Here is a 22,489-nt window from a genome sequence, read left to right on the forward strand (position 1 = left end):
AGACATGCTGAAGTGGCTGTACCCGGGCATGCGGGTTAAACGGTGGCTGCTGCTTGCTCTAGCTGGACTGCTCGTGATCTCATTCGGGGTGGATCTCTTGATGGAAGGGAGACTCTTGGGAGACTTTGCCCGCCCTATTCACAGGTTGGAGTGGTGGCTCCTGGGGGACGAATACCAGCATCTAGCAGGTATGATAACCATGGCGGCAGGGCTGCTGGTGATGGCCAGGGGGTTGCTGAGAGTCTTTCACTCCATTGCCGGGGCGCTTGCTCCCGACCAGGAGGGCCGGATGGCCGAGATTATCTACGCCAGGCGCAGCCTGGGTCGTGGCCCCAAGATCGTGGTCATGGGCGGCGGGACCGGACTTTCAGTGCTTTTGCGCGGTCTAAAAGAATATACCAGCAACCTCACCGCCATTGTTACGGTAGCTGATGACGGGGGCAGTTCCGGACGCCTGCGGGGCGACCTGGGTATCCTGCCGCCGGGCGATATCAGGAACTGCCTGGTGGCCCTGGCCGACAAGGAGCCTCTGATGGAAGAGCTGCTGCAATACCGCTTTACCACGGGTGAATTGGCGGGTCACAGCATCGGCAACCTGCTCCTCGCTGCCTTGACCGAAATAACCGGGGGGATAGATCAGGCGGTACGTGGCTTGAGCAAGGTCCTGGCTATCCGCGGGCATGTACTGCCGGCCACACTCACGGACATCACCCTGTGCGCGGAATTGGCCGACGGTACTGTGGTGCACGGTGAGTCTAACATTTCCCATGGAGCCGGCCTGATTAAAAGGGTTTTTCTCAAACCGGCGCGCTGTCTGCCGCTGGCCGAGGCGCTGGTTGCCATCCGTTCGGCCGACGCCGTGGTTCTAGGCCCGGGCAGCCTCTATACCAGTATTATCCCCAATCTTTTGGTGAAAGGGATTCCCGAGGCGCTGGCCAGGACCCCGGCTATAAAAATTTACGTCTGCAACGTGATGACCCAGCCGGGTGAAACCGGCGGTTATACCGCCTCCTCACACCTGCGGACCATTCAGAATCATGCTGGAAAATTTATCGACTATGCCGTGGTCAACACCGGCCAGGTGCCGTACAGGTTGCGTGCCCGCTACCGGCAGGAGGGGGCGGAGCCGGTGGTGGCTGATCTGGAGGAAATAGAGAAGCTGGGTATAACCGCGGTGGGTGAGGACCTGACGCAACAGACAGAAGTGGTGCGGCACCACCCGGATAAACTGGCGCAGGCTGTGGTAAGGCTAATATTCTCAGCTAAAGGGCAGTATGAAAAAGTTAGGTATATTAACGACCAGCAAAATAATAAAGAGCAGGAATTTACCAACGTAAAGATTTAATGGTCCAATATAGATTAAAAGACGTGGAAAATATAACGGCAGGGTAACCCTGTCGTTGTTTTATGGTATAATATATGCAAGAGAAAAGAGGGGTCCGGGTTGTCCTTTTCAGCTGTCGCCAAAAATGAACTGGCGCGGGTTGCGGCCCAGCGCTCCTGCTGTTTTATGGCCGAACTGGCCGCACTTGTCAAGATGGATGGCAGCATCCAGATCAGCGGCGCCAGGCAGGTAAGTCTTAATATTGTAACTGAAAATGTCGCTGTGGCCAGAAAAACATTTTCCCTGATCAGGAAGCTTTTTGGACTTCACACAGAAGTCCGGGTGCAGCGGAACAACCGCCTTCGTAAGAACAATGTCTACATGGTCCACCTGCCTCCTCAGCCGGGTATGGACGAAATTCTCAAGCGTTTGGGGATGGTGGACGGCGCCGGCCGGCTGGAAAGCAAGGTCAGGGAAAGCCTGGTGCACCGAGACTGCTGCCGGCGTTCTTACCTCAGAGGAGTGTTTCTGGGTGGAGGCTCGGTCAATAACCCGGAAGGCAACTACCACCTGGAAATCACCACCGGCCAGGAATATTTCGCCAACTTCGTGGCGCGGCTCATGGATAAGTACCAGCTTAATGCCCGGGTGAGCCGTCGCAAAAACTGGTTCGTGATTTATCTCAAAGAAAGTGAACAGATTTCCGCCTTTTTAAACGTCATCGGGGCGCACTCCGCCTTGTTAAATTTTGAAAATGCCAGAATATACAAAGACATGCGCAATCAAGTCAACCGCCTGGTCAACTGCGAGACGGCCAACCTGAACAAGACGGTTAACGCGGCAGTACGCCAGCTTGAGAATATCGAACTGATCAGCAGTACTCTGGGGCTGGAGAAACTTCCCGAGAGCTTACGGGAAACAGCCGAACTGAGGATCAAATACCCGGACGCCAGTCTGAAAGAACTCGGCGGCTTGATGGCGCCGCAGCTCGGCAAGTCAGGGGTCAACCACCGCCTGCGCAAGCTGGAAGAAATCGCGGATAGAATTCGGAAGCGTTAACTATGCGAAGAATTGAGAGATTCCCCTCCCCTGGAGAAAAAAATTCCATGCAGTACTTTTCCCGGATTGTGGGCCTTCCCAGGTTATCCTTTAATTTTCTGATACTCAGCTTTTGCCGCTACCTGCCGTGGTTGGGCCTGAAAAACTGGCTCTACCGCCGGTTGCTGAACGTGCAAATCGGTAAAAATGTCTCGGTAGGACTGATGGCCATGTTCGACGTTTTTTTCCCGCAACTGATTTCCATCGGAGAAAACAGCATTATCGGTTATAACGCCACTGTCCTGACCCATGAATTCCTGGTGCAGGAGTATCGCAAAGGGCAGGTCGAGATCGGCCGCGGGGTCGTAATCGGCAACAACACCGTTATTTTACCAGGTGTATCGATTGGGGACGGGGCTGTGGTGGGCGCCTGTTCCCTGGTCAACAAGGACATCCCGTCGGGAGCCCTGGCGGCCGGTGTTCCGGCCAGAGTCATACGCGTGTTAAAAGACGAAGAATAAGAGCACTAGATCTGAATTGATATGAAAATAGTTTTGCAGCCTAATATAAATGCGAGTGTATCGCAATGGTAAAGGTCATTGTTAACTGGTTCTCGAAAAGCCTTTGGGGTAGTGGGCTTGGGGTTATCCTCCGCTCTCTTCGCAATTCTCCATTTGCATAATGAGGGCATCATATCCACCGCATCTACAGACAGCCATCAGGTAGCTACGCCCTATTTAAGCTTTCCTGCATGCAACGCACGCGCTAAGGAACGCACCCAGGTGCTCCGCTCGCTCCGGAAAACCCCAAGCCCGCAAGTCAAGCCTTTTCGAGCAATATTCTTGAGACAGGTGAGGCAAAAGACGTGAGATATGTCTCCCCCATTGATACTCTACATTATGCATTTTCATTGGTATTATAAGAGACTGAGTAAAGGCGGTATTCCCAGACACTGATGTTAAGCCTGTGGCGGGACTTTTGGAAGGATCCCCGGCAGCCGCGTTTTATGGCGCCCCTGCTGGTAATAAACGTGCTCGGTTCTGCATATGGGTATTTCTGGTACCGGGAGCAGTTGGCGGAAACCTCATTTTATCTTTGGCCTTTTGTGCCGGATAGCCCGTTGTCGACCACCCTTTTCGCTGTAGCTCTGCTGTTTCACCTGACCGGCGCTAACAAGACCATGTTCCAGGTCCTGGCCTGTACCGTATCCATTAAGTACGGGATTTGGGCGGTTATCATGATTACCAATTACTGGTCCAGCGGCGGTCCCGTGGCCCCAACCGAAACAATGCTATGGCTATCCCACCTGGGCATGGCGGCTGAAGGAGCCATATTTTTAAGGACTTACAGGTTCGGAATAAACGTGGTGATTATTACCGGCGCCTGGATGCTGGTTAATGACCTGATGGACTATGGAGCCGGCCTGCACCCTTACCTTTTTATGGCCGGACAGGATACCCTGGCCATGGCTGCGGCGCTTGCTCTGACGGTTCTGCTCACGTGTGTCCTATCATTTTCGGGACGGTCAGGCGTATGAAACAATTACCTTACGAATATCGTGCTATAAGTGACTGCCAGGCAGGAAAACATCAATGGTTAGAGAATTAATAATAATCAAGAAATTTGTCCATTAATGTTGAGGGGCTGTATTAAGGAGAGTGAACGTCATGCGTATGGGCTATGGTCTGAACGTAGAGCAGTCGCAAAAACTAATCATGACCCCTGAACTGCGTCAGGCTATAACTGTGCTGCAGCTCTCGTCCCTGGAGCTTTCCACCTACATTGAGCAGCAGTTTGAAGAAAACCCCCTGCTTGAGTTGAGAGAAGAAGAGGTTGATAGAGAGCAGATCGCGGCAGCTGAGGATAAGCAGGTTGAACCGGCAGATGAACGTAAAGAATACGACCTGGACTGGGAGGAATACTTCCATGACAGCAGTGATCTGGGTATGGTCCGCCAGGAAAGAGTGCAGGACCAGCAGGATTACGGCTATGAGAACTTTTTGTTCAAGACTCCCACGCTGTCCGAGCACCTGTTGTTCCAGCTCAACATGAGTTCTTGTCAGTTCAGGGACCGGATTATCGGTGAATACCTGATCGGCAATATAGATGAAAACGGTTATCTCCGTGTTTCCCTGCGAGAGGTGGCCTCCAAGCTGAACATCAATGAATCCGAAGCCTACCGGGCGCTGAATCTAATCCAGAGCTTCGATCCTATCGGGGTGGGGGCCAGGGATTTGGTGGAATGTCTATTGATCCAGGTTAACCAGTTAGGGATTGAAAACGATATTCTTAAAGAACTAATAAAAGAACATCTGGTAGACCTGTCCAAAGGCAAAGTCAACCGGATTGCCCAGGACCTGGGGATTACCGTACAGGAGGTCCAGAAGGCGGCTGATATTTTGAAAACGCTGGATCCCAAGCCGGGGCGGAATTTTGCCAATCCGAACGACACTCGCTATATCGTCCCTGATATTTTTCTGGAGAAGGTTGATGGTGAGTACATCATTCTGGTCAACGACGGCACGATTCCCCGTATTACAATCAACGCCGCCTATCGCTCAGTTCTCTCCAAGGACAAAAACTTCGATACCAGGACTCGCCGCTTCGTGGAAAGCAAGCTCAACGCCGCGGCCTGGTTGATCCGGAGCATTGAACAGCGGCGCCTCACCCTGTACAAGGTGGCGAAGTGCCTGGTGGAACTCCAGAGAGATTTTTTGGACCACGGCGTGAAATATTTAAAACCGCTCAACCTGAAAAAAGTTGCCGCTCTGGTTAACCTGCATGAATCGACGGTCAGCCGGGCCACCTCGAACAAGTATATACAGACCCCGCAGGGTGTTTTTGATATGAAATACTTCTTTTCAACCGGCTTGAACAATTCAGCCGGGACCACTACCTCTGCCGAGAGCATTAAAAAAATGCTGCAGGAGATAGTAGCCGCTGAGGATGCCAGGCTCCCGCTTGACGACCAGAAAATCTCCGAGCTGTTCATGCAGAAAGGGATCCGCATTTCCAGGCGGACGGTAGCCAAATACCGTGATGAATTGAATATTCCCGCCATTCGCAAACGAAAAAGGTATTGATATAAGGTTTTCCTTCCGGGGTACTGACAGAACTTGTTAGTACCCCGGAATTTACTTTTAATCTTTTTGGCCGGGAGGAACTTAACAGGCATAAAGAGAATAGAGTATATACTATTTACATAAAAAGTGGCTAATCAGGCATACTAATGAAAGGAGCAGGCAGTACTAATGGCTTGTAAAATTGGAATTAATGGTCTTGGAAGGATAGGACGTGACGTTTTAAGAGGCGCGCTAAAATGCCCTGACTTTGAGGTTGTGGGGGTCAATCACAAATCCCGCCGGATCGAGGTAACCGACACCTACGCCCAGTCGGTAGCGCATATGCTCAAATATGACTCGCTCTACGGAATTTTTGATGCGGATGTACAGTCCAGGACAGGCGCCATTATCGTCGACGGCCATGAAATACCAATTCTGGCCGAAGGGGATCCTGCACGCTTGCCCTGGAAGGAACTCGGCGCTGATATTGTGGTGGAATCTACCGGCAGGTTCAACAGGCCCGACGAAGCATCCGCACATATCAGGGCCGGCGCTAAAAAGGTAGTCTTAAGCGCGCCCTCCAAAATGGGCGAATGCCTGACCGTGGTGCTGGGAGTTAACGAGGACCAGTACGATCCCTCGGTGGACCATGTGATTTCCAACGCGTCCTGTACCACAAACTGCCTGGCTCCGGTAGCCAAAGTCTTAAACGACACCTTCGGCATCGTTAAAGGACTGATGACCACCGTCCACGCCTATACCAACGACCAGCAGCTTCTCGATATGCCGCACCGCGACGCGCGGCGGGGCAGGGCCGCCAACATGTCCATCATTCCCACTTCTACCGGAGCTGCCAAGGCGGTCGGGTTGGTGCTGCCGGAGCTCAAGGGCAAGCTGAGCGGGTTTTCCATGCGGGTCCCTGTCCCCACTGTTTCGGTGGTGGACCTGGTGGTAGATCTGGCCCGGCCGGCCTCCCGCGACGAAATAAATAACGCCTTGAAGGAAGCCGCGCAGGGGTATCTCAAGGGTATTGTGGATTATTGTGAACTCCCGCTGGTTTCGATTGATTTCAAGGGCAACCCCCACTCGGCAATCATCGACGCGCTTTCTACCATGGTGATCGAGGGGAACATGGCCAAGGTCATTGCCTGGTACGACAACGAGTGGGGTTATTCGCAAAGGGTGCTGGATCTGGTTACTTTTATTGCAAACAAAGGATTTTAGTAATTGCAAGTGATTTCCGTGTACCTCCGTTAGCTGTTCATGATAAACTTATTTCGTATTATAAAAGCGCTGTAAGACAATCTCGCAAAGGGCTGAACGGAAGTGCGGCGCGTCTTGGTGTGCCCGCCGATCCGGTTAATAAATGTGCGGGCTTGTTTTTGACAGCGCTTTGCGAGGATTATGGATAGGAGGTGTTTACACATAAGCAAGAAGACGATTAGGGATATCGAGGTCGCCGGCAAGCGGGTACTGGTTCGGGTTGATTTTAACGTCCCTCTCGATAAAAACGGCCAAGTCACCGACGACACACGCATACGCGCGGCGCTTCCCACCATCGAATATCTGGTTCAGCAAAAAGCCAGGATTATCCTTGTTTCCCACCTTGGACGCCCCAAGGGGCAGGTGAACGAAAAATATATGATGGATCCTGTAGCCACGCACCTGTCCAGGTTATTAGGCAAGCAGGTTTTAAAGGTGGATGACTGCATTGGAGATGTTTCCCGCCAGGCAGTTGAGAGGATGCAGGAGGGAGATGTGCTCCTCCTGGAGAACGTCCGCTTTTACTCCGAGGAAGAAAAGAACGATGAGAACTTTGCCAGGCAGCTTGCGGAATTGGCCGATGTGTACGTGAATGACGCTTTTGGCACAGCCCACCGCGCCCATGCTTCTACAGCGGGTGTGGCCGAATACCTGCCTGCGGTGGCAGGTCTTTTGATGGAAAAGGAACTGGAGATGCTGGGCAGGCTTTTGGCCAGCCCGGAGCGGCCTTTCCTCGCCATTATCGGCGGGGCCAAGGTTTCGGACAAAATCGCGGTGATTTCCAACCTCCTGAACAGGGTGGATACCCTTATTATCGGGGGCGGCATGGCCAATACCTTTCTCAAGGCGCAGGGCTATGATATTGGGAATTCCCTCCTGGAGGTTGACCGGGTGGATATGGCCAAAACCTTGATGGCTGACGCCAAGAGCAGGGGAGTAAAACTTCTCCTGCCGGTTGACGTGGTGGTGGCGCTGGGGGCTGATCCCAATGCTGAGCAGGCGATTGTGCCGGTGGACAAAATCCCGGCCGATTGGATGGCGCTTGATATCGGTCCCAAGTCGATTGAATATTTTGCCGGGGCCATCAAAACATCAAAAACAGTGGTATGGAACGGTCCCATGGGTGTATTTGAAATGGCGCCCTTCGCCAGGGGGACGGAAGCCATCGCCCGGGAACTTGGCGGGATTAAAGGCATCACGGTAGTTGGCGGCGGGGATTCGGTGGCGGCGGTGACCAAGGCCGGCGTGGCTGATAATATCACCCACATATCCACCGGCGGCGGGGCCACCCTGGAATTCCTGGAAGGCCAAAAACTGCCCGGCGTCGAGGCCCTGCAGGACAAATAAGCCGCTAAACAGAGTATGTGCAATTACATATATATGGATATGCAGTAGAAATCCTTAAACTGCTACGCAGTTTTTGTGCGATTAAAATTGCACCTACAGCAAAAACAGCTTAAAGATGATAATGTGGGCGCATATTTTCATTGGTTCATTCGCACAAATACCCTAAAGAAATGCAGCATATCCCTACGCCTTACGCCCAATGACCTACGACTAATATGGGGGTGGATGTTACGTCACGCAGACCTATAATCGCCGGCAACTGGAAAATGTTTAAAACCTTGTCCGAGGCGGCCGCCCTGGTAGAGGGAGTGAAACCACTGGACGCCGTGACCGGCGGGGTGGATGTGGTGGTTTGCCCGCCTTTTACAGCCCTCGACAGGGTGGTGGGGGTACTGCGTGGTACCGGTATAGCGGTGGGGGCTCAAGATGTCTACTGGGAGGACAGCGGCGCCTTTACCGGGGAAATATCACCGGTCATGCTCAAAGATATAGGCTGCCGCTATGTAATAATCGGCCATTCCGAGCGCAGGCAGTTTTTCGGCGAAACAGACGAGAAGGTTAACCGCAAGATCAAGGCGGTGCTGAAACATGGCCTGGTCCCCATTATGTGTGTGGGAGAAACCCTGGCCGAGCGGGAGGCAGGCCGGACCGAAGAAGTAATACATACTCAGGCGTCGGCAGGCCTGGCGGGGCTTGCGCCAGACCAGGCGGGCGGCCTGGTAATCGCCTACGAGCCGGTCTGGGCCATCGGCACAGGCAAAACAGCCTCTGACCAGGACGCCCAACAGGTCATCGCCTATATCCGCTCCCTGGTAAGAGATTGGTACGGCGCCCCTGCGGCTGATCAGGTGCGCATCCAGTATGGCGGCAGCGTTAAGCCGAACAATACAGCCGGCCTGATGGCGCAGCCGGACATTGACGGGGCGCTTGTCGGCGGCGCCAGCCTGGAAGCAGCAAGTTTTACAGGCATTGTACAGGCAGCGCATGATAAGTCGTAAGTCGCAAGGCGTAGGGCGTAAGTATATAATGCATTCCTCAGGGGTTAGAATTATATGCGAATTATTTGTACCTGATTTGATTGACTGGGGATACTGGAACAAATTGCTTTAGATACTAATGCCGCTATTGCAGCGCCGAGTACACTGTGCCACATTGATGGACAAACTTTGTATAACAGTAATTGTATTTTAATGCACTGTACGCCCACGACTTACGCCTTACGCCCTAAATTGGAGGTATATTTTGACAGCAGTGAAAAGGCCCCTGGTCCTGGTGATCCTGGATGGCTGGGGGATTAGTTCCAAAGTGGAAGGCAACGCTATCGCCCACGCCGACATTCCGAATTTCAAAAATTTCCTGGCCGGTTACCCGCACTGTGTCCTGGCCTGCTCCGGCGAAGAGGTGGGACTGCCGGAGGGCCAGATGGGCAACTCCGAAGTGGGACACTTAAATATTGGCTCCGGGCGCGTGGTTTACCAGGAGCTGACCAGGATTACCCGCTCCATTAAGGACGGCAGCTTCTACAAGAACCCGGTGCTGCTGGAAGCGGTGAACCAGGCCAAAATTAAAAACAGATCACTGCACCTGATGGGCCTTTTGTCCGACGGCGGGGTGCACAGCCACCTCACCCATCTTTACGCCCTGATGGAACTGGCCGCCAGGGAAGGAATGCGCAATGTTTACATACATACCTTTCTTGACGGGCGCGATGTGCCGCCGGAAAGTGCCGGAGAGTATTTTAATCAGCTGGAAGAGAAGCTAAGCAAATACGGTTATGCAGTCGCTACCGTAATGGGCCGTTACTACGCCATGGACCGCGACCGCCGCTGGGATCGCACCGAGCGCGCTTACAACGCCATGGTCTACGGCGAGGGCATCCCCGCCGCTGGCCCGCTGGAAGCTGTTGACCTGGGCTACGCCAGGGGTGAGACAGATGAATTTATCCAGCCCACAGTAATCACGAAGGGGACCGGAGGCCCGGTGGCGCGAGTTGAGGAGGGAGACTCGCTAATCTTTTTCAATTTCCGTCCGGACCGCGCCCGCCAGATTACAAGGGCTTTTGTAGATCAGGAATTCACAGGCTTTAAGAGGCGAGAGGGTTATCCCGGAGTTTATTTCACCTGCATGACCATGTACGATAAGACCATCGAGGCGTCGGTGGCCTTCCGGCCGCAGGAATTACATAACACCCTTGGCGAGGTCCTGAGCAAGTATGGTATTGCTCAGCTGCGCGTGGCCGAGACGGAGAAATACGCCCACGTCACCTTTTTCTTCAACGGTGGCGTGGAGGCGCCCAACCCTGGTGAAGAAAGGATCCTGGTTCCCTCGCCCAAAGTGGCCACCTATGACCAGAAGCCGGAGATGAGCGCCAACGAGGTCACGGAAAAGCTTCTGGAACAGCTGCGGCAGGATAAGTTCGAGGTTATTATTGTGAATTATGCCAACCCGGACATGGTTGGTCACACCGGGGACATGGGCGCTGCAATAGCGGCCCTGGAGACCGTGGATCGCTGCCTGGGGCGGCTGGTCCGGGCCGTGCTGGAGAAAAACGGCGCCGTCCTGGTCACGGCGGACCACGGCAACGCAGACGAGATGAAGGACGGGGAAGGGCATACTTTTACGGCCCACAGCACCAACCCGGTCCCGTTTATTCTGATAAGGCGTGACACTGCCGGAGTCACCGTGCGGGACGGCAGCCTGCAGGATATTGCTCCCACCATCCTCCAACTGCTGGGGATACCCAAACCGGAGGAGATGACCGGAGATACATTAATCAGGCATGACATCTTGTAATTGAGGAGGAATACAAAGTGTCCAGTATCATTGAAGAAATCATCGCCCGGGAAATTTTGGATTCCCGGGGCAACCCTACCGTTGAGGTGGATGTTTACCTGGAAGACGGCAGCATGGGCAGGGCGGCAGTGCCCTCCGGCGCCTCTACCGGCGCATCGGAAGCAGTGGAACTGCGGGATGACGATGAGGAGCGCTATAACGGCAAGGGAGTTTTAAAGGCAGTCGACAACGTCAACTCGATCCTGGCTCCTGAGATAGAGGGGTATGACGCCACCGACCAGCTCGGCATCGACCGGGCCATGATTGAACTGGACGGTACTCCTAACAAGGGCAAGCTCGGCGCCAACGCCATCCTGGGGGTTTCCATCGCCGCAGCCAAGGCCGCTGCCGAATCGCTCGGGCTGCCCCTTTACCAGTATCTCGGAGGTACCAACAGCAAGGTGCTGCCGGTTCCGATGATGAACATTTTAAACGGCGGCAAGCATGCCGACAACAACGTCGATATCCAGGAATTCATGATCATGCCGGTGGGCGCGGGCAGCTTTGCCGAAGCACTGCGCATGGGCGCCGAGGTCTACCACACTCTGAAAAAGGTGTTGAAAAAGAAAGGTCTGAATACGGCTGTCGGTGATGAGGGCGGTTTTGCCCCCATGCTGGGGTCCAATGAAGAAGCCCTCGCTGTCATTGTGGAAGCAATCAGCGCCGCCGGCTACAAGCCTGGCGAGCAAATAGCCCTGGCACTGGATCCCGCCGCCACGGAATTCTATAAAGAAGGCCGGTACGTTTTTGAGGCCGAAGGTAAGAGCCGCACAGCGGAAGAAATGGTGGACTACTACACCATGCTGGTGGAGAAATACCCGATTATCTCGATTGAAGACGGCCTGGCTGAGGACGACTGGGACGGCTGGCGCAAGCTCACCGAAAGACTGGGTAAAAAAATCCAGCTGGTGGGGGACGACATTTTCGTCACCAACACGGAGCTTTTAAGGCGGGGCATTAAGAGCGGGGTGGCCAACTCGATCCTGATTAAGTTAAACCAGATCGGTACCATTACCGAGACACTGGACGCCATCGAGATGGCCCGGCAGGCCGGTTACACCGCCGTGGTCTCACACCGTTCAGGCGAAACCGACGACACTACCATTGCCGACCTGGTGGTGGCCACCAACGCCGGCCAGATTAAGACCGGGGCGCCTGCCCGTACGGACCGCGTGGCCAAGTACAACCAACTGATCCGTATTGAGGAGGAGCTGGAGGGACTTTCTCTCTACCGGGGCGCCAAAAGCCTTTACAATATTAATTTTTAAACAGGTAACCTGCCGCTAATACTAAACGACCAACACATGATACTAAGAGTTCGCACCAACATTGTTTGGAGAAGCGCTCTCTGTGTGTCTGTAAATCCGGGAGCAGTCAAATATTTGTTTGTTGCAATTGTCTGTTATAGGACAGTATGGTATAATATATTGGTTTAAAAGTTGGGGAGGTGATTTCGTGGAGGTTGTAAAGATTATCCTATACGTCCTGCACATCCTTTCTGCCATTGCCCTTATTGCTGCGATTGTGCTGCAGTCAGGCAAGAGCGCCGGCCTGTCCGGTTCCATTGCCGGCGGGGCCGAGGCTATCTTTGGGGGTAAGAAAAAGGGACTGGACGAGCTCCTGAGCAAGATTACCGTTGGCGTATCAATACTTTTTGCTCTGACTTCCCTCGTTTTAGTTATATTGAGCAGGCAATAGCAAAGTGTAACCACACGCAACAAACGCCGGGTAACCCCGGCTTTTTTGTATTGTCCCAAGTTGTCATAAATAGGCTTATTTGTTAAAATAGACAAAGACCTTTTTAGGCATCATCATGCCGCTGCGCAGCGCCGGCAGCGGATGAAAACTTGGCAATGTGGGCGCCATTTCAATAGCACACGGTGTGCCAGCCGAACTTGTGGCAGCCAATGCTGCATTTGTGCGAATCAATTCGACCTACATTTTCTTGAAGCGTTCTATGTGTGTTTTCAGGTAGAAGGAGGCTCATGCAATGTCCAAACTGCTTAAAGACAGCAACCATATGTGTTTTGCCTGCAGCCCCAAAAACCCTATCGGGTTGAAGCTGGTATTCGAGCATGAAGGGGATATCTGCCGCGCCTCCTTCATCGCCGGACCCGAGCACCAGGGCTGGAACGGGGTGATGCACGGCGGTTTGTTAACCACAATACTGGATGAGGTTATGGCCCAATGGCTCTGGAGCAGGGAGCTGTCTGCCATGACTGCGGAAATGACGACACGTTTTGTCAATCCGGTACCCATAGGAGCGAAGCTGACCATAGAAAGCAGGCTGGTTGCCAACAAACGCCGCTTGTTCTTGATGGAGGCCGATGCCCTGCTCCCGGACGGCAGTGTGGCCGCCAAAGCAACCGCCAAGTTTATGCCGGTAAAAGTATAGAATTAAAACATAATGGGATGAATTAATAGAAGTTAACGGGCTTTCAAGTTGCTTACAGAACTTCAGTATGATGACTGAGGCGTAGGGCCATAGGGCGTAAGGCGTAAAAACATAAAAGATTAGACGAATATGTTTGAAGTAGTATAAAAAAGGTGTTAAAGCGGGAGCGAATTTATATTGTACAAAGCAACGTGAAGGGAGAATTGATCTACTTGGAAAGAACAGAAGCCTTGGCATTGCTGAAAGAAAACCTTACCAACCGGAACCTGTTTAACCATTCCCTCGCCGTTGAAGCCGTAATGCGCCGCCTGGCAAGGCATTTCGAGCAGGATGAGGAAAAATGGGGTCTGGCCGGTTTGCTGCATGACATCGACTACGACCGCACCAAGGACGACCCGGCCAGGCACAGCCTTGAGGGCGCGGAGATGCTGGCGGAGTTGGGCTTGCCTGCGGATATCGTTTACGCTATCAAAGTCCACAATGAGTTCCACGGCCTCCCCCGCCTGTCCTTAATGGACCAGGCCCTGTACGCCACTGACCCGCTGACCGGTTTCATTGTGGCCGGCGCCCTGATCCGGCCGGAGAAAAAGCTGGCCGCCGTTGAAGTTCCCTTTCTAATGAAGCGGTTTAACGAAAAGGCCTTTGCCCGTGGAGCCAACCGTGAGACAATGAAAGCCTGCTCCGAGCTGGGACTTTCCCTGGAAGAATTCGTGGGTCTAGGCCTGGAGGCCATGAAGAGCATTGCCGCGGAGATGAAGCTGTAACCACCCGTCTTGACAATTCCGGGCCAACTGCTATAATTAGAATACGCAGAAATATGTTTGCCAGGCTATAACAGTCTTATATACTGTGTATGGAACTCATTTACACACGCCGCTTTGCCGGCATAGCTTTATAGACTGCTTTGTTTCTAGTTTACGAAACGCCCTTATCCCTGAGATTGGAAAAGGGTTTAATTTTTCGGGAGAACCGGCATGAACGTCAAGAATGTCACCGAGAACAGAAAGGCCCGGCACGAGTACCATATTATGGAGACCTTTGAGGCCGGCATCGCCCTGTTCGGGACCGAGGTCAAATCCCTCCGCGCCGGCAAGGCCAACCTGCAGGACAGCTTCGCCCGCGTTGAAAACGCCGAACTGATGCTATATAATATGCATATAAGCCCCTACGAGCAGGGGAACCAGTTCAACCACGAACCCAAGCGCACGCGCAGGCTGCTGATGCACAAGTATGAAATCATGCGGCTGCTCGGCAAGACCAGGGAGAAGGGCCTGGCGCTGATCCCGCTCAAGGTGTACTTCAAGAACGGTCTGGCCAAGGTCGAGTTAGCCCTGGCCAAAGGCAAAAAGCTGTACGACCGCAGGGACGACATCGCCGCCAAAGACGCCAAGCGGGAAATGGACCGGGCGATGAAGGAAAGGTCAAAGCTTAATTATTAAGATTCATCACGGAGGGGAAAGCTGATTAATGTAGGTGCGAATTCATTCGCACAAATGTTTATAGAAAAACGAAAATATGTTTTTGTCACGTTTAACCCGGTAGAAAACAACCCGATAATAATTATGGGGGCGTAAAGGTTTCGACGGGGGAAGCGGTGGCAGGAGGAGCGAGCCGGGGTTCCATCAGCCCGCAACACGGTGGAAAACTATAATTGCCAAGAACGAATACGCTTTAGCAGCTTAATTGCTGTCTAACCTTCTACCCGCGCTGGGCCCGTGGCCCGGGCTAGGGGGTCATTGAAACGGGCTGGCTTGAACCCAATTCTCGGAGGGTTCAAGTAAGATTCATCGAGATAGTTCCAACGGAGCCCGGCTGTAGGCGCCCGCGGAGCGAAACCTAAACTGCAGCCTGCGCTCGGAGATACTCCTGTGGTCGGTCCTTCGGACGGTGGGTTCGATTCCCCCCGCCTCCACCAAATATTCTACCATCTATTGATAAAAAGAATTTTATTGGCGGGTGGTTTTTGTTTTGCCTAAAAGCCCAGTAATAAAGCCGTTTCCGCCGTTTTGCGGAGCGGCTTTTGTTGTTTTACGGCCGTTTATTTTGGCGATGATAAGATTACCCCCGGACATTTTCCTGTGGTGTTGGCCGGGATAATCGTTAAAAGATAGCAGGGTGTGCACCGCCAATAAGTAATCGTTGAAAATTAGGGGAAACGTTAATTTTTATTTACTAATTTTTTATTCCCTGATGGCCTAAAATACATCGACAAGTGGCCTAATTTTCTATTGACATTAACACCGCTGCGTGCCTGGTCAGTCTAAACCACCACAACGTCAACGATAGAAAAAATACCATTCCTGTTATTCCTCGTCCAAAGAGGTGCATGCGCTTATCCTCAGCTGAATTTATTGTTGTCGCCATTTTGACTCTCTCAAAGCTCCTGTTATTGTTTCTAATCACGTTTCACCTTATAGTACTCAAGAACTTCAAGAATTGCTGCGTCGTTGGTATTATAATCCTCCTCCGTGAAACGGTTTTTTGCAACGATTGCTTTGAGCGTTAAGCTTTGTTCATCAGTTAGAGAGTTAAATTTTTGCCACCATTCGTTAGTCAGGTCACACTCGTCGTCATAGTGTACCTCTTTCCCTTTGAATTTGCCGTACTGTTCTCTTTTGATTTTGTCATACTTATATCTATAAATTATCATTGCCTCTGGCATCCAGAGTATTTTCCTGAATTCGTCAACGTTACACCCAAATGCTTCTTCGAAGAAAGTTTTTCCTCGACCAATCTTACCTTTAGTTGCATTTAAAACGGCTTGTATGGCACGAATGAATTTTCTGTTCCAATGAACACCAATGTAATCGCGATTGTCAAAGTAATCAGGGTCATCAATGGGGTGATATTTCATTGGGAAAGAATAAATTGTCACACCAAGTTCTTCACACAACTCAACGTTGAGTTTCATTCTCTCGTACAAATCCTCTGGTTTATCCTTATAATTATAGAGCAAGTAATTTGATAAATCATTGATGTTGTATTTTGCTGCCAACTTTACAGCTTTAATATATGTGTCTTTCATTGTAGAATAGTGGTCAAACGCTATTCTCAAGGGGCGGATGTTGATTTCAGACAATTTTTTCATCTTCTCATCTGTTACAAGTCTTGCGTCAACGCCCTGGTTGAAGTCAATATACCTTGCTCGAGTAACCCGCTTGAAGTATTTTTCGTAGAGCGGTCGAGCGATTGTGTCAAACTCAAGGATTGATTCACGCTTAGCGTAAACTGCGTACAGCAAATCCGCTTTTTCCCTTGCCAAATAGAATTCAGCTTGCTCTTTCTCTGGAAGCCGCTCTGAAATTCTGTCATATAGTCCAATTATCTTTTTCATATATGCTCGAACATTGCGGCGTTCCTTTTTTGGGGCACGAAGATTATTGATAGCGATTTCGTACTCGCTTGGTGGTGTGTAAGACGCCCCCCGTCCGAAACCGCAGGCCTTGATCTCATCAATGATTTCATCGAAACGCTCGGACGCAAACACGTTATTGTCCATAAGCAGCAAATCCTTCTGTGCTCCGAACATAGCGTCCGCTTTCTCAAGTTGAGGCTTAAGACTGATATAATTACAATAGTGTGGTTCTAAGCGTGGGACAGCACAATAATCACAGCGGTTTGTGCAGCCGCGAGTCATATAGGCAAAATATGCATTACTTGCGGGATATCTATAGTCTATCTCCTCTAAAATAGAGTAGTCTAATGGCAACTCATCTATTATAACTTCACTATCACTATTAAGGACACCCGGCTTGTTAAGCAACCCTATAATCGGCATAACTCCGGTGTCTTCATAAATCTTATTCGGTATTATGCTCGCAGCTATACCGCCAACCAATATTTTCCCTCTCTTCTTTAGGAACTTCTTTGCATAATTTATCGTGTCAACAGTTTCTTTCCAATAAAATGTAAATAAAGTTGTAATGCATATTACATCAAATTGAGGGAATCGTTCGTCTATATATTTTTTCCTATATAGTTTCAGAAGGGATTCATTATCACTTCCTCTGAATCCTGGAATTGCTTCGATAGGCGCATACTTCCCGGTTTTAATGAACTGAAACAATTGTGAAGCGTATTTCGCCTGCGTCGAATCACAAACCTCCAGAAGGTACTCTTCGCACAGAAGCGAAGCGGCAAACTCCTTAAGGTTCCCCTTGAAAAAGCGGACATCATTGCCCCGATCGCGATAGTAGGTTGCAAGTTTCATCAAACCCATCGGCGGGTATTTGTTTTTGTATTTTGGTTCAAGTAAAAGAATTCTTCCCATTATGAAAGACCATCTTCAATTTTACTTATTATCATTTCGGCTGTTTTGCTGTCGGTTGCCGAAATGATTATATCGAATATTTTTGAAATGAGTTTGCGCTCATCTCTGTTATAAGCTGAAAGCTTATCCGTTCTGCGTACGGGGCGGGCTGGTTTCGGTGGGCCTGCAGATGGAGTTGTTGAAACTGGTTCTTGAGGATGTTCTTTCTCAATACGTTCGATAACTTTAGCAAAGATGCCGTCGGCTTTTTCTTTTGTTTTAACAATTATAATTTGTGCGTTTTCTGCCTGTTTTTTAGCGACTTGAACTTTTTCATATTCAATAGTACGATACTCTTTACTAACAAAGCTACCTTTCTTGTCTTTTTCAACAAACTCAGCTTCCTTTACCTTATATGCATCGATTTTCTTATAGGCACTGTTGACCGCTGAGCCGTCATAATAAATTTTGTGCAATTCCTCATTGAAGAAGCGTCTAAGTAACTTCTCAAAATAGGCACGAGTAGGATTTTCGTTAAAATAGTCCCGCTGAGAATTAGGTATCAAATCTTTGGCTACAGCGAACACTTCACCAACAAAATAGCTGTTTCCTCTATCTTCTTTAAACAGCTTCTGCAACGCGTCCTCACCGCCGATTTGAATGTTCTCTTTACGCAGCCTGAGACCACGCATTTGGTTTATTTTCGGGATAGCCTGCTTGAATTGGGTAAGACCTACCCACATCCACGCAATTAGATTGCCATTTTCGTCACGAAAATCTTTAAAAACCACATCAAATACTTCATCTATTTTACTGTTATCAGCCTTTTTTAAGATGGTGGTATACTTCTTGAATATTGGTTCACCATCAAGAGTGATAGAATACTCATCAATGTGATAGGCTATCTCCTTTGCATGCTTTTTTACTTTTTCCCGATAATGGAAAGTATTTTGATAGGGTGCAGGCGCAACGAATGATAGATACTCTCTTATCTTTTTTGTGTCGAGTAAATCCTCGTTTTCTTTGTTTATGCCAATCAGCTCTACCTTAAAGAAATGGGCATTAATATCTTTCGTTTTCTTACTCTCGAATTTGTTTATAGCGCGAAGAACCTCGCTCGCCGTACGCTTTTTGCCACGCGAATTTTCGTCAATCAGTTGGCGCATCATCTCTGCGTCGCAACGCATAATCGAAATAGTGCCTTCGCCCTTTACCGAGGATGTAAACACAAGCTCCTTGCAATGGGGCAAGCCCACAAAGTCTACCTATTCCCCGGAATCCCTTATCTTTACCTATTTGCTTGTCAGAATCTGCAATGTTACCGAGTGTTCGCTCAAACTCGGATGCAGGAATACCAGTGGCGTTATCTTCAATGCTTATCGTACGCTGACTGAAATCAAGCCATATTTCGATCTTGCCTTCCCCTTCCCGGAGAAGGCCTTCGGCGACCGCTTTATCGATTTGGTCGCATGAATTCTGTATGTACTCCCGATATATAACCTTAGAATCTTGATACATACCGGTAGTCAGATTTTCAATGATGTTAGCGCCAAAGACATATTCTTGCATGGCTTTTCTCCTCACTTAAACTGCTTGTAAATTGGCCTAGGGAAACGGATTTTCAACAACGAACGGAACACCGGGTTCTGAATTAGATAATCACCTTGCTCAAGACGGGTCAGCATATTTTTATAGGTGGTGGGCAGGCTTCCGTAATTCTTAGTAGTTGTTTCAATCGAATTTGTCCGTCCGTAGGCATGTGTCGAACAGTTTCCTGTAACACGGTCATGGATTGCGGAGCGAAACTGCTCTGCTCCAAACAAGATAACACCCAAGGAACGTCCACGCTCTGTAACGTCCAACAACTCACGGAGAATGGGGGACGTCTTTCGAAGCATACTTATTTAACTCATCTATAAAAACAATTATCCTTGAAGGAGGTGCGACATCAGTTTCCGCATCATATTCGCCAAGTTTCAGATTGTATATCGTACGTACTGCATCGCCAAAAACAAAAGCTTGTTTATCTTCCGGCAATTTTGCGATATCAATGACAACTACGTCGTTTTTGCCAATTTTTTTAAGCTCGTCGGCTAAGCGACACTCGTTCCTTTCAGGGACAACCCTGTTGGCAAACATTTCATCTTGAATGGCTTTGCGAACAATACGCTTAAACTTACGCCAACTTAACACAGAAATATCGTTGCTTCCTTTTTGCCCGGATCCTTTCTGCGAATTTTCGGTGACTTTGTCAATAAAATCTGCCCACGTTGATAGTCCTTTGAAGTCCGGGTCGTCTTCATCAATAATTTTACTGATGATGGATTCCATTGTTTGTGCAGGGTCATCAATATTTGAAAACATCATTTCGATGCTCTCTTTATCGCTCGAATATACATACTTGTATTTTTTTAACTGACCGTCTTCCATATAACGTGCAATATCACTTTTTGGGAGATATGTGCTTTGCTTAGCTGAGTTGCTGTCATAATATGGAATGAAATATTTCACGTTTTTGAAGGGTTCGGGGGACAAACCTAAATTCTTATACTCAAAAAGAGTTTCTTCTTTAGCATTTGGCATATCTTGGACAAAATCGTTTTCTCTGTCTATGGCCATAAGGTCGCAGCCTTTGACGTTGAAAATAACGAAGGCAACGCTGTCATCAGAATTCGTCATACTGAGGTATTGATCTTGAATCGCCTTCATTAAAAAAATAGCGTATGATGTTTTTGACGCAAGCCCCGAAATTCCTGAAATGTTAAGGTGTGCGCCCTCCGGACCAAGTATGAACTTTGAATTCAGCTTTACCGGCAATGTAACCTCGTCTTTTGTACCCTCATACATTTTCAGTGAACCGCATACAAGCGGATTTTGTATTTTGTCTAGTCCTAGAGCCATAGTGATTTCTTCGGCGGAGGCTAAGTAAACTTTAGCGTTGTTGTGAACGGGAGTATAGAGATTATTACTGTTGAACGAAACTTTGGCTTCAGCATAATTCATTCCGATGCGCAATGTCGGCTCGTCTATTTCAACATCGCCGAAATCACAGGAAATGAAATTGGTCAGGAAACTTTGCGCATCCGTAATGTGAGAGATGTTTTCAATAACGCCAAAAGTGAACGATTTGTCGATGTGTTCCACTTTAACGATATCGAAAGCATGAAGCTGAAGATTCGCATCTGTCCAAAAATTAAACTTGTCCATGGTTGTAGGCGCTTTTTCAGTAGCCAACACTCGTCCGATAAGCTTGTTCATTTTTTGTCCTCCTCAGAATAAATGTAAAAAGCTATCTGCACTAAGATATCTTGATTTGACAAACGACTCCGTCAAGTATATCGGGTAGATATGGTTTGCCCATCTTAAATCTGAGCCATAGCACACAGGATTTCGTTCGTTGATTAAGTATGTGCTCAATGTATCAACCAATTCGCTGTTCATACCTTCACTCACTTCCTCGTCTGTAACGAGTATTTTTTCAATTTTAAGGATTCCATCAAAAGGCGACCGTGTTCTATGTTGGTCTCGTAGTCTTATATACCAAACGGCAAACTGTACGTCACCTAAGTAATCTGGGTTTTCATAACAAGACACAGGTGTTCTGTGGTAAAGAGGCAAATCGGCTATAAAACCCGGATTTGGTTTTCCATTGACGTCCAAACAGACCTCGGGGTTGAAATTCTTTGAAGCCCCTAAAACCCAGCTGTAATTATTTTTAAAAGTTTGGTAGCTTTTCTTGTCCTTCTTATCTTTCTGAGTAGGTCTATATTCCAATGAACCATCTTTAATAAGATAGTTATCCTGATTCAACTTGCCTTCTCGGACAAGTTCGGCAACAAGTTCTTTTTCACATTCAATCATCTTATCCTGAACACAAGCTGTCGCTTTATCTTCAAATTTCATTTCCTCATTCTTCGAGGTTCTATAGGGAAGTATGGCACTGAACTCTACACCAATCTTTTTTAGTTCCTTGCACTCATTTATCTTTTTAGTAGTTGCTTGGAAGAATCCCGGTTTTCCTCCGGCGTTAGCAATATCCGGCATTGAGAGAACGATTTCTCGCTTAAACTTTTCAGGCACCATTCTTTTGTCGACACGGCGGCAACACCCAACGCCAATTTGACCTGCGATTATTGGGAAAATCATGCTTCTGCTTCCATCATAATAAGCTCTGTCATCCACTTTAAATACGCGACGTGAACCGTCAAGGAAATAGCTCAAAATCTGGTCGTTTTGCTGAGTAATTATCTTGCACAAGCGACTAAGATCAATATATTTCGTATGCTTTGTGGTCTCGGCAGTCTTTTTCCATACAATTTGATTGTTTCCATAATCAATAGTTGGCCGTTCGGTCGTATCTAAACTATATTTATGAGCCTTATAGCTCTTGCCGCCAGTTTCCTCCGTAAGGATGTCACGTATTTTCACATGAGGTTTGCTGCCGTCGTTTCGGCTTGCCATCTGTTTTTCCTCCTAAGGTTTACTCAATGTACTAGGATTTACTAGTCATGCGACGTTCTTTCAATAATTCATCACAAAGTTAAAAGCCTATTCATTCTCTGAATTGCCCTTTTCGGCCGCGCTGCCGGAACGTATCCACTCATCCACTTCGGAAAGCTTAAACTTCCACTGCCTACCGACCTTGTGCGCCGGCATATTGCGGTTATTAATCCATTGCAGCACCGTTTCACGGCTCACATCGAGATAGTCGGTAATCGTATCCATTGATGACCATTTTTCAATATTGAGGTTGTCTTTGCTCATCTAAATGAACCTCCATTTTCTACTTAATCCAGCATCAATAATCTATTTTATATTCCACGAACGTTCAAATAGCTCATTTCCATTATCCGAGAGGTGTAACACCATGGTCTGTTTGAGTATTTCCGTTTAGAATACGACCCTTTTTTATCAAGCACAATAAAAACCTGCTTGGGGCTCTGACTGTAGAGCTCCATTATTTTTTCAAGCGGTTCATT

Annotated in this window: 21 protein-coding genes and 1 other RNA gene; 15 read left to right on the forward strand and 7 right to left on the reverse strand. The window is 49.1% G+C overall.

What is annotated here, in order from left to right; genetic code table 11:
• The first annotated feature begins 4 nt into the window (after positions 1 to 4).
• From Psch_RS20060 to ssrA, 15 genes are all read left to right on the forward strand, one after another.
• Positions 5 to 1,345: a gluconeogenesis factor YvcK family protein gene (locus Psch_RS20060; RefSeq protein WP_243124260.1), complete on the forward strand. Its 1,341-nt coding sequence runs from the start codon at positions 5 to 7 to the stop codon at positions 1,343 to 1,345.
• A 99-nt stretch (positions 1,346 to 1,444) separates the two neighbouring features.
• Positions 1,445 to 2,383: a DNA-binding protein WhiA gene (gene whiA / locus Psch_RS20065; RefSeq protein WP_134219655.1), complete on the forward strand. Its 939-nt coding sequence runs from the start codon at positions 1,445 to 1,447 to the stop codon at positions 2,381 to 2,383.
• 2 nt (positions 2,384 to 2,385) lie between these two features.
• On the forward strand, positions 2,386 to 2,883 hold the full coding sequence (locus Psch_RS20070) for an acyltransferase (protein WP_190259485.1): 498 nt from the start codon (positions 2,386 to 2,388) through the stop codon (positions 2,881 to 2,883).
• A gap of 434 nt (positions 2,884 to 3,317) precedes the next feature.
• Positions 3,318 to 3,899 carry a DUF1405 domain-containing protein gene (locus Psch_RS20075; protein ID WP_190259486.1) on the forward strand — a complete coding sequence of 194 codons (582 nt, stop codon included), beginning with the start codon at positions 3,318 to 3,320 and terminating at the stop codon, positions 3,897 to 3,899.
• 130 nt (positions 3,900 to 4,029) lie between these two features.
• A complete protein-coding gene (gene rpoN / locus Psch_RS20080; protein ID WP_134219658.1) occupies positions 4,030 to 5,445 on the forward strand; it encodes an RNA polymerase factor sigma-54 in 1,416 nt (471 codons plus the stop codon).
• 168 nt (positions 5,446 to 5,613) lie between these two features.
• Entirely contained in the window at positions 5,614 to 6,648 is a 1,035-nt protein-coding gene (gene gap, locus Psch_RS20085) for a type I glyceraldehyde-3-phosphate dehydrogenase (protein WP_190259487.1), read from the forward strand.
• Between the two features lie 201 nt (positions 6,649 to 6,849).
• Positions 6,850 to 8,034, forward strand: coding sequence for a phosphoglycerate kinase (locus tag Psch_RS20090; protein ID WP_190259587.1), 1,185 nt, complete (start codon positions 6,850 to 6,852; stop codon positions 8,032 to 8,034).
• A gap of 221 nt (positions 8,035 to 8,255) precedes the next feature.
• Positions 8,256 to 9,032: a triose-phosphate isomerase gene (tpiA, locus tag Psch_RS20095; protein ID WP_282432490.1), complete on the forward strand. Its 777-nt coding sequence runs from the start codon at positions 8,256 to 8,258 to the stop codon at positions 9,030 to 9,032.
• 244 nt (positions 9,033 to 9,276) lie between these two features.
• Positions 9,277 to 10,827 (forward strand): 2,3-bisphosphoglycerate-independent phosphoglycerate mutase, encoded by a 1,551-nt coding sequence (gene gpmI, locus Psch_RS20100; protein WP_282432491.1) that lies wholly within the window; start codon positions 9,277 to 9,279, stop codon positions 10,825 to 10,827.
• 17 nt (positions 10,828 to 10,844) lie between these two features.
• Positions 10,845 to 12,134 carry a phosphopyruvate hydratase gene (eno, locus tag Psch_RS20105; protein ID WP_190259489.1) on the forward strand — a complete coding sequence of 430 codons (1,290 nt, stop codon included), beginning with the start codon at positions 10,845 to 10,847 and terminating at the stop codon, positions 12,132 to 12,134.
• A 187-nt stretch (positions 12,135 to 12,321) separates the two neighbouring features.
• Entirely contained in the window at positions 12,322 to 12,564 is a 243-nt protein-coding gene (secG, locus tag Psch_RS20110; protein WP_134219663.1) for a preprotein translocase subunit SecG, read from the forward strand.
• A 292-nt stretch (positions 12,565 to 12,856) separates the two neighbouring features.
• Positions 12,857 to 13,261, forward strand: a complete 405-nt coding sequence (locus Psch_RS20115) for a PaaI family thioesterase (protein WP_190259490.1) — start codon at positions 12,857 to 12,859, stop codon at positions 13,259 to 13,261.
• A gap of 212 nt (positions 13,262 to 13,473) precedes the next feature.
• Entirely contained in the window at positions 13,474 to 14,025 is a 552-nt protein-coding gene (locus tag Psch_RS20120) for an HD domain-containing protein (RefSeq protein ID WP_190259491.1), read from the forward strand.
• A 210-nt stretch (positions 14,026 to 14,235) separates the two neighbouring features.
• Positions 14,236 to 14,700 (forward strand): SsrA-binding protein SmpB, encoded by a 465-nt coding sequence (gene smpB, locus Psch_RS20125; protein ID WP_190259492.1) that lies wholly within the window; start codon positions 14,236 to 14,238, stop codon positions 14,698 to 14,700.
• A gap of 125 nt (positions 14,701 to 14,825) precedes the next feature.
• Positions 14,826 to 15,176: a transfer-messenger RNA gene (gene ssrA / locus Psch_RS20130) on the forward strand.
• A 480-nt stretch (positions 15,177 to 15,656) separates the two neighbouring features.
• Here ssrA and Psch_RS20135 read toward each other — a convergent pair.
• From Psch_RS20135 to Psch_RS20155, 7 genes are all read right to left on the reverse strand, one after another.
• A complete protein-coding gene (locus tag Psch_RS20135; RefSeq protein WP_190259493.1) occupies positions 15,657 to 17,531 on the reverse strand; it encodes a radical SAM protein in 1,875 nt (624 codons plus the stop codon).
• Positions 17,531 to 18,697: an ATP-binding protein gene (locus Psch_RS20140; RefSeq protein ID WP_243124261.1), complete on the reverse strand. Its 1,167-nt coding sequence runs from the start codon at positions 18,695 to 18,697 to the stop codon at positions 17,531 to 17,533. Before Psch_RS20140 ends, Psch_RS20135 begins: the two co-directional genes overlap by 1 nt.
• The gene (locus Psch_RS21300) at positions 18,660 to 19,079 is read right to left on the reverse strand and encodes an ATP-binding protein (RefSeq protein ID WP_243124262.1); all 420 of its coding nucleotides are present in this window, start codon (positions 19,077 to 19,079) and stop codon (positions 18,660 to 18,662) included. Before Psch_RS21300 ends, Psch_RS20140 begins: the two co-directional genes overlap by 38 nt.
• Before the next feature lie 11 nt (positions 19,080 to 19,090).
• Positions 19,091 to 19,408: an ATP-binding protein gene (locus tag Psch_RS21305; RefSeq protein WP_243124263.1), complete on the reverse strand. Its 318-nt coding sequence runs from the start codon at positions 19,406 to 19,408 to the stop codon at positions 19,091 to 19,093.
• The gene (locus tag Psch_RS20145; protein WP_243124264.1) at positions 19,377 to 20,768 is read right to left on the reverse strand and encodes an ATP-binding protein; all 1,392 of its coding nucleotides are present in this window, start codon (positions 20,766 to 20,768) and stop codon (positions 19,377 to 19,379) included. The genes Psch_RS21305 and Psch_RS20145 overlap by 32 nt, the downstream gene beginning before the upstream one ends.
• A 12-nt stretch (positions 20,769 to 20,780) precedes the next feature.
• The gene (locus Psch_RS20150) at positions 20,781 to 21,971 is read right to left on the reverse strand and encodes a hypothetical protein (protein WP_190259494.1); all 1,191 of its coding nucleotides are present in this window, start codon (positions 21,969 to 21,971) and stop codon (positions 20,781 to 20,783) included.
• Positions 21,972 to 22,058: 87 nt separating this feature from the next.
• Positions 22,059 to 22,274, reverse strand: a complete 216-nt coding sequence (locus tag Psch_RS20155) for a helix-turn-helix domain-containing protein (protein WP_190259495.1) — start codon at positions 22,272 to 22,274, stop codon at positions 22,059 to 22,061.
• Positions 22,275 to 22,489: the final 215 nt, after the last annotated feature.

Source organism: Pelotomaculum schinkii (assembly GCF_004369205.1).
GTDB classification, from domain to species: Bacteria; Bacillota; Desulfotomaculia; order Desulfotomaculales; family Pelotomaculaceae; genus Pelotomaculum_C; species Pelotomaculum_C schinkii.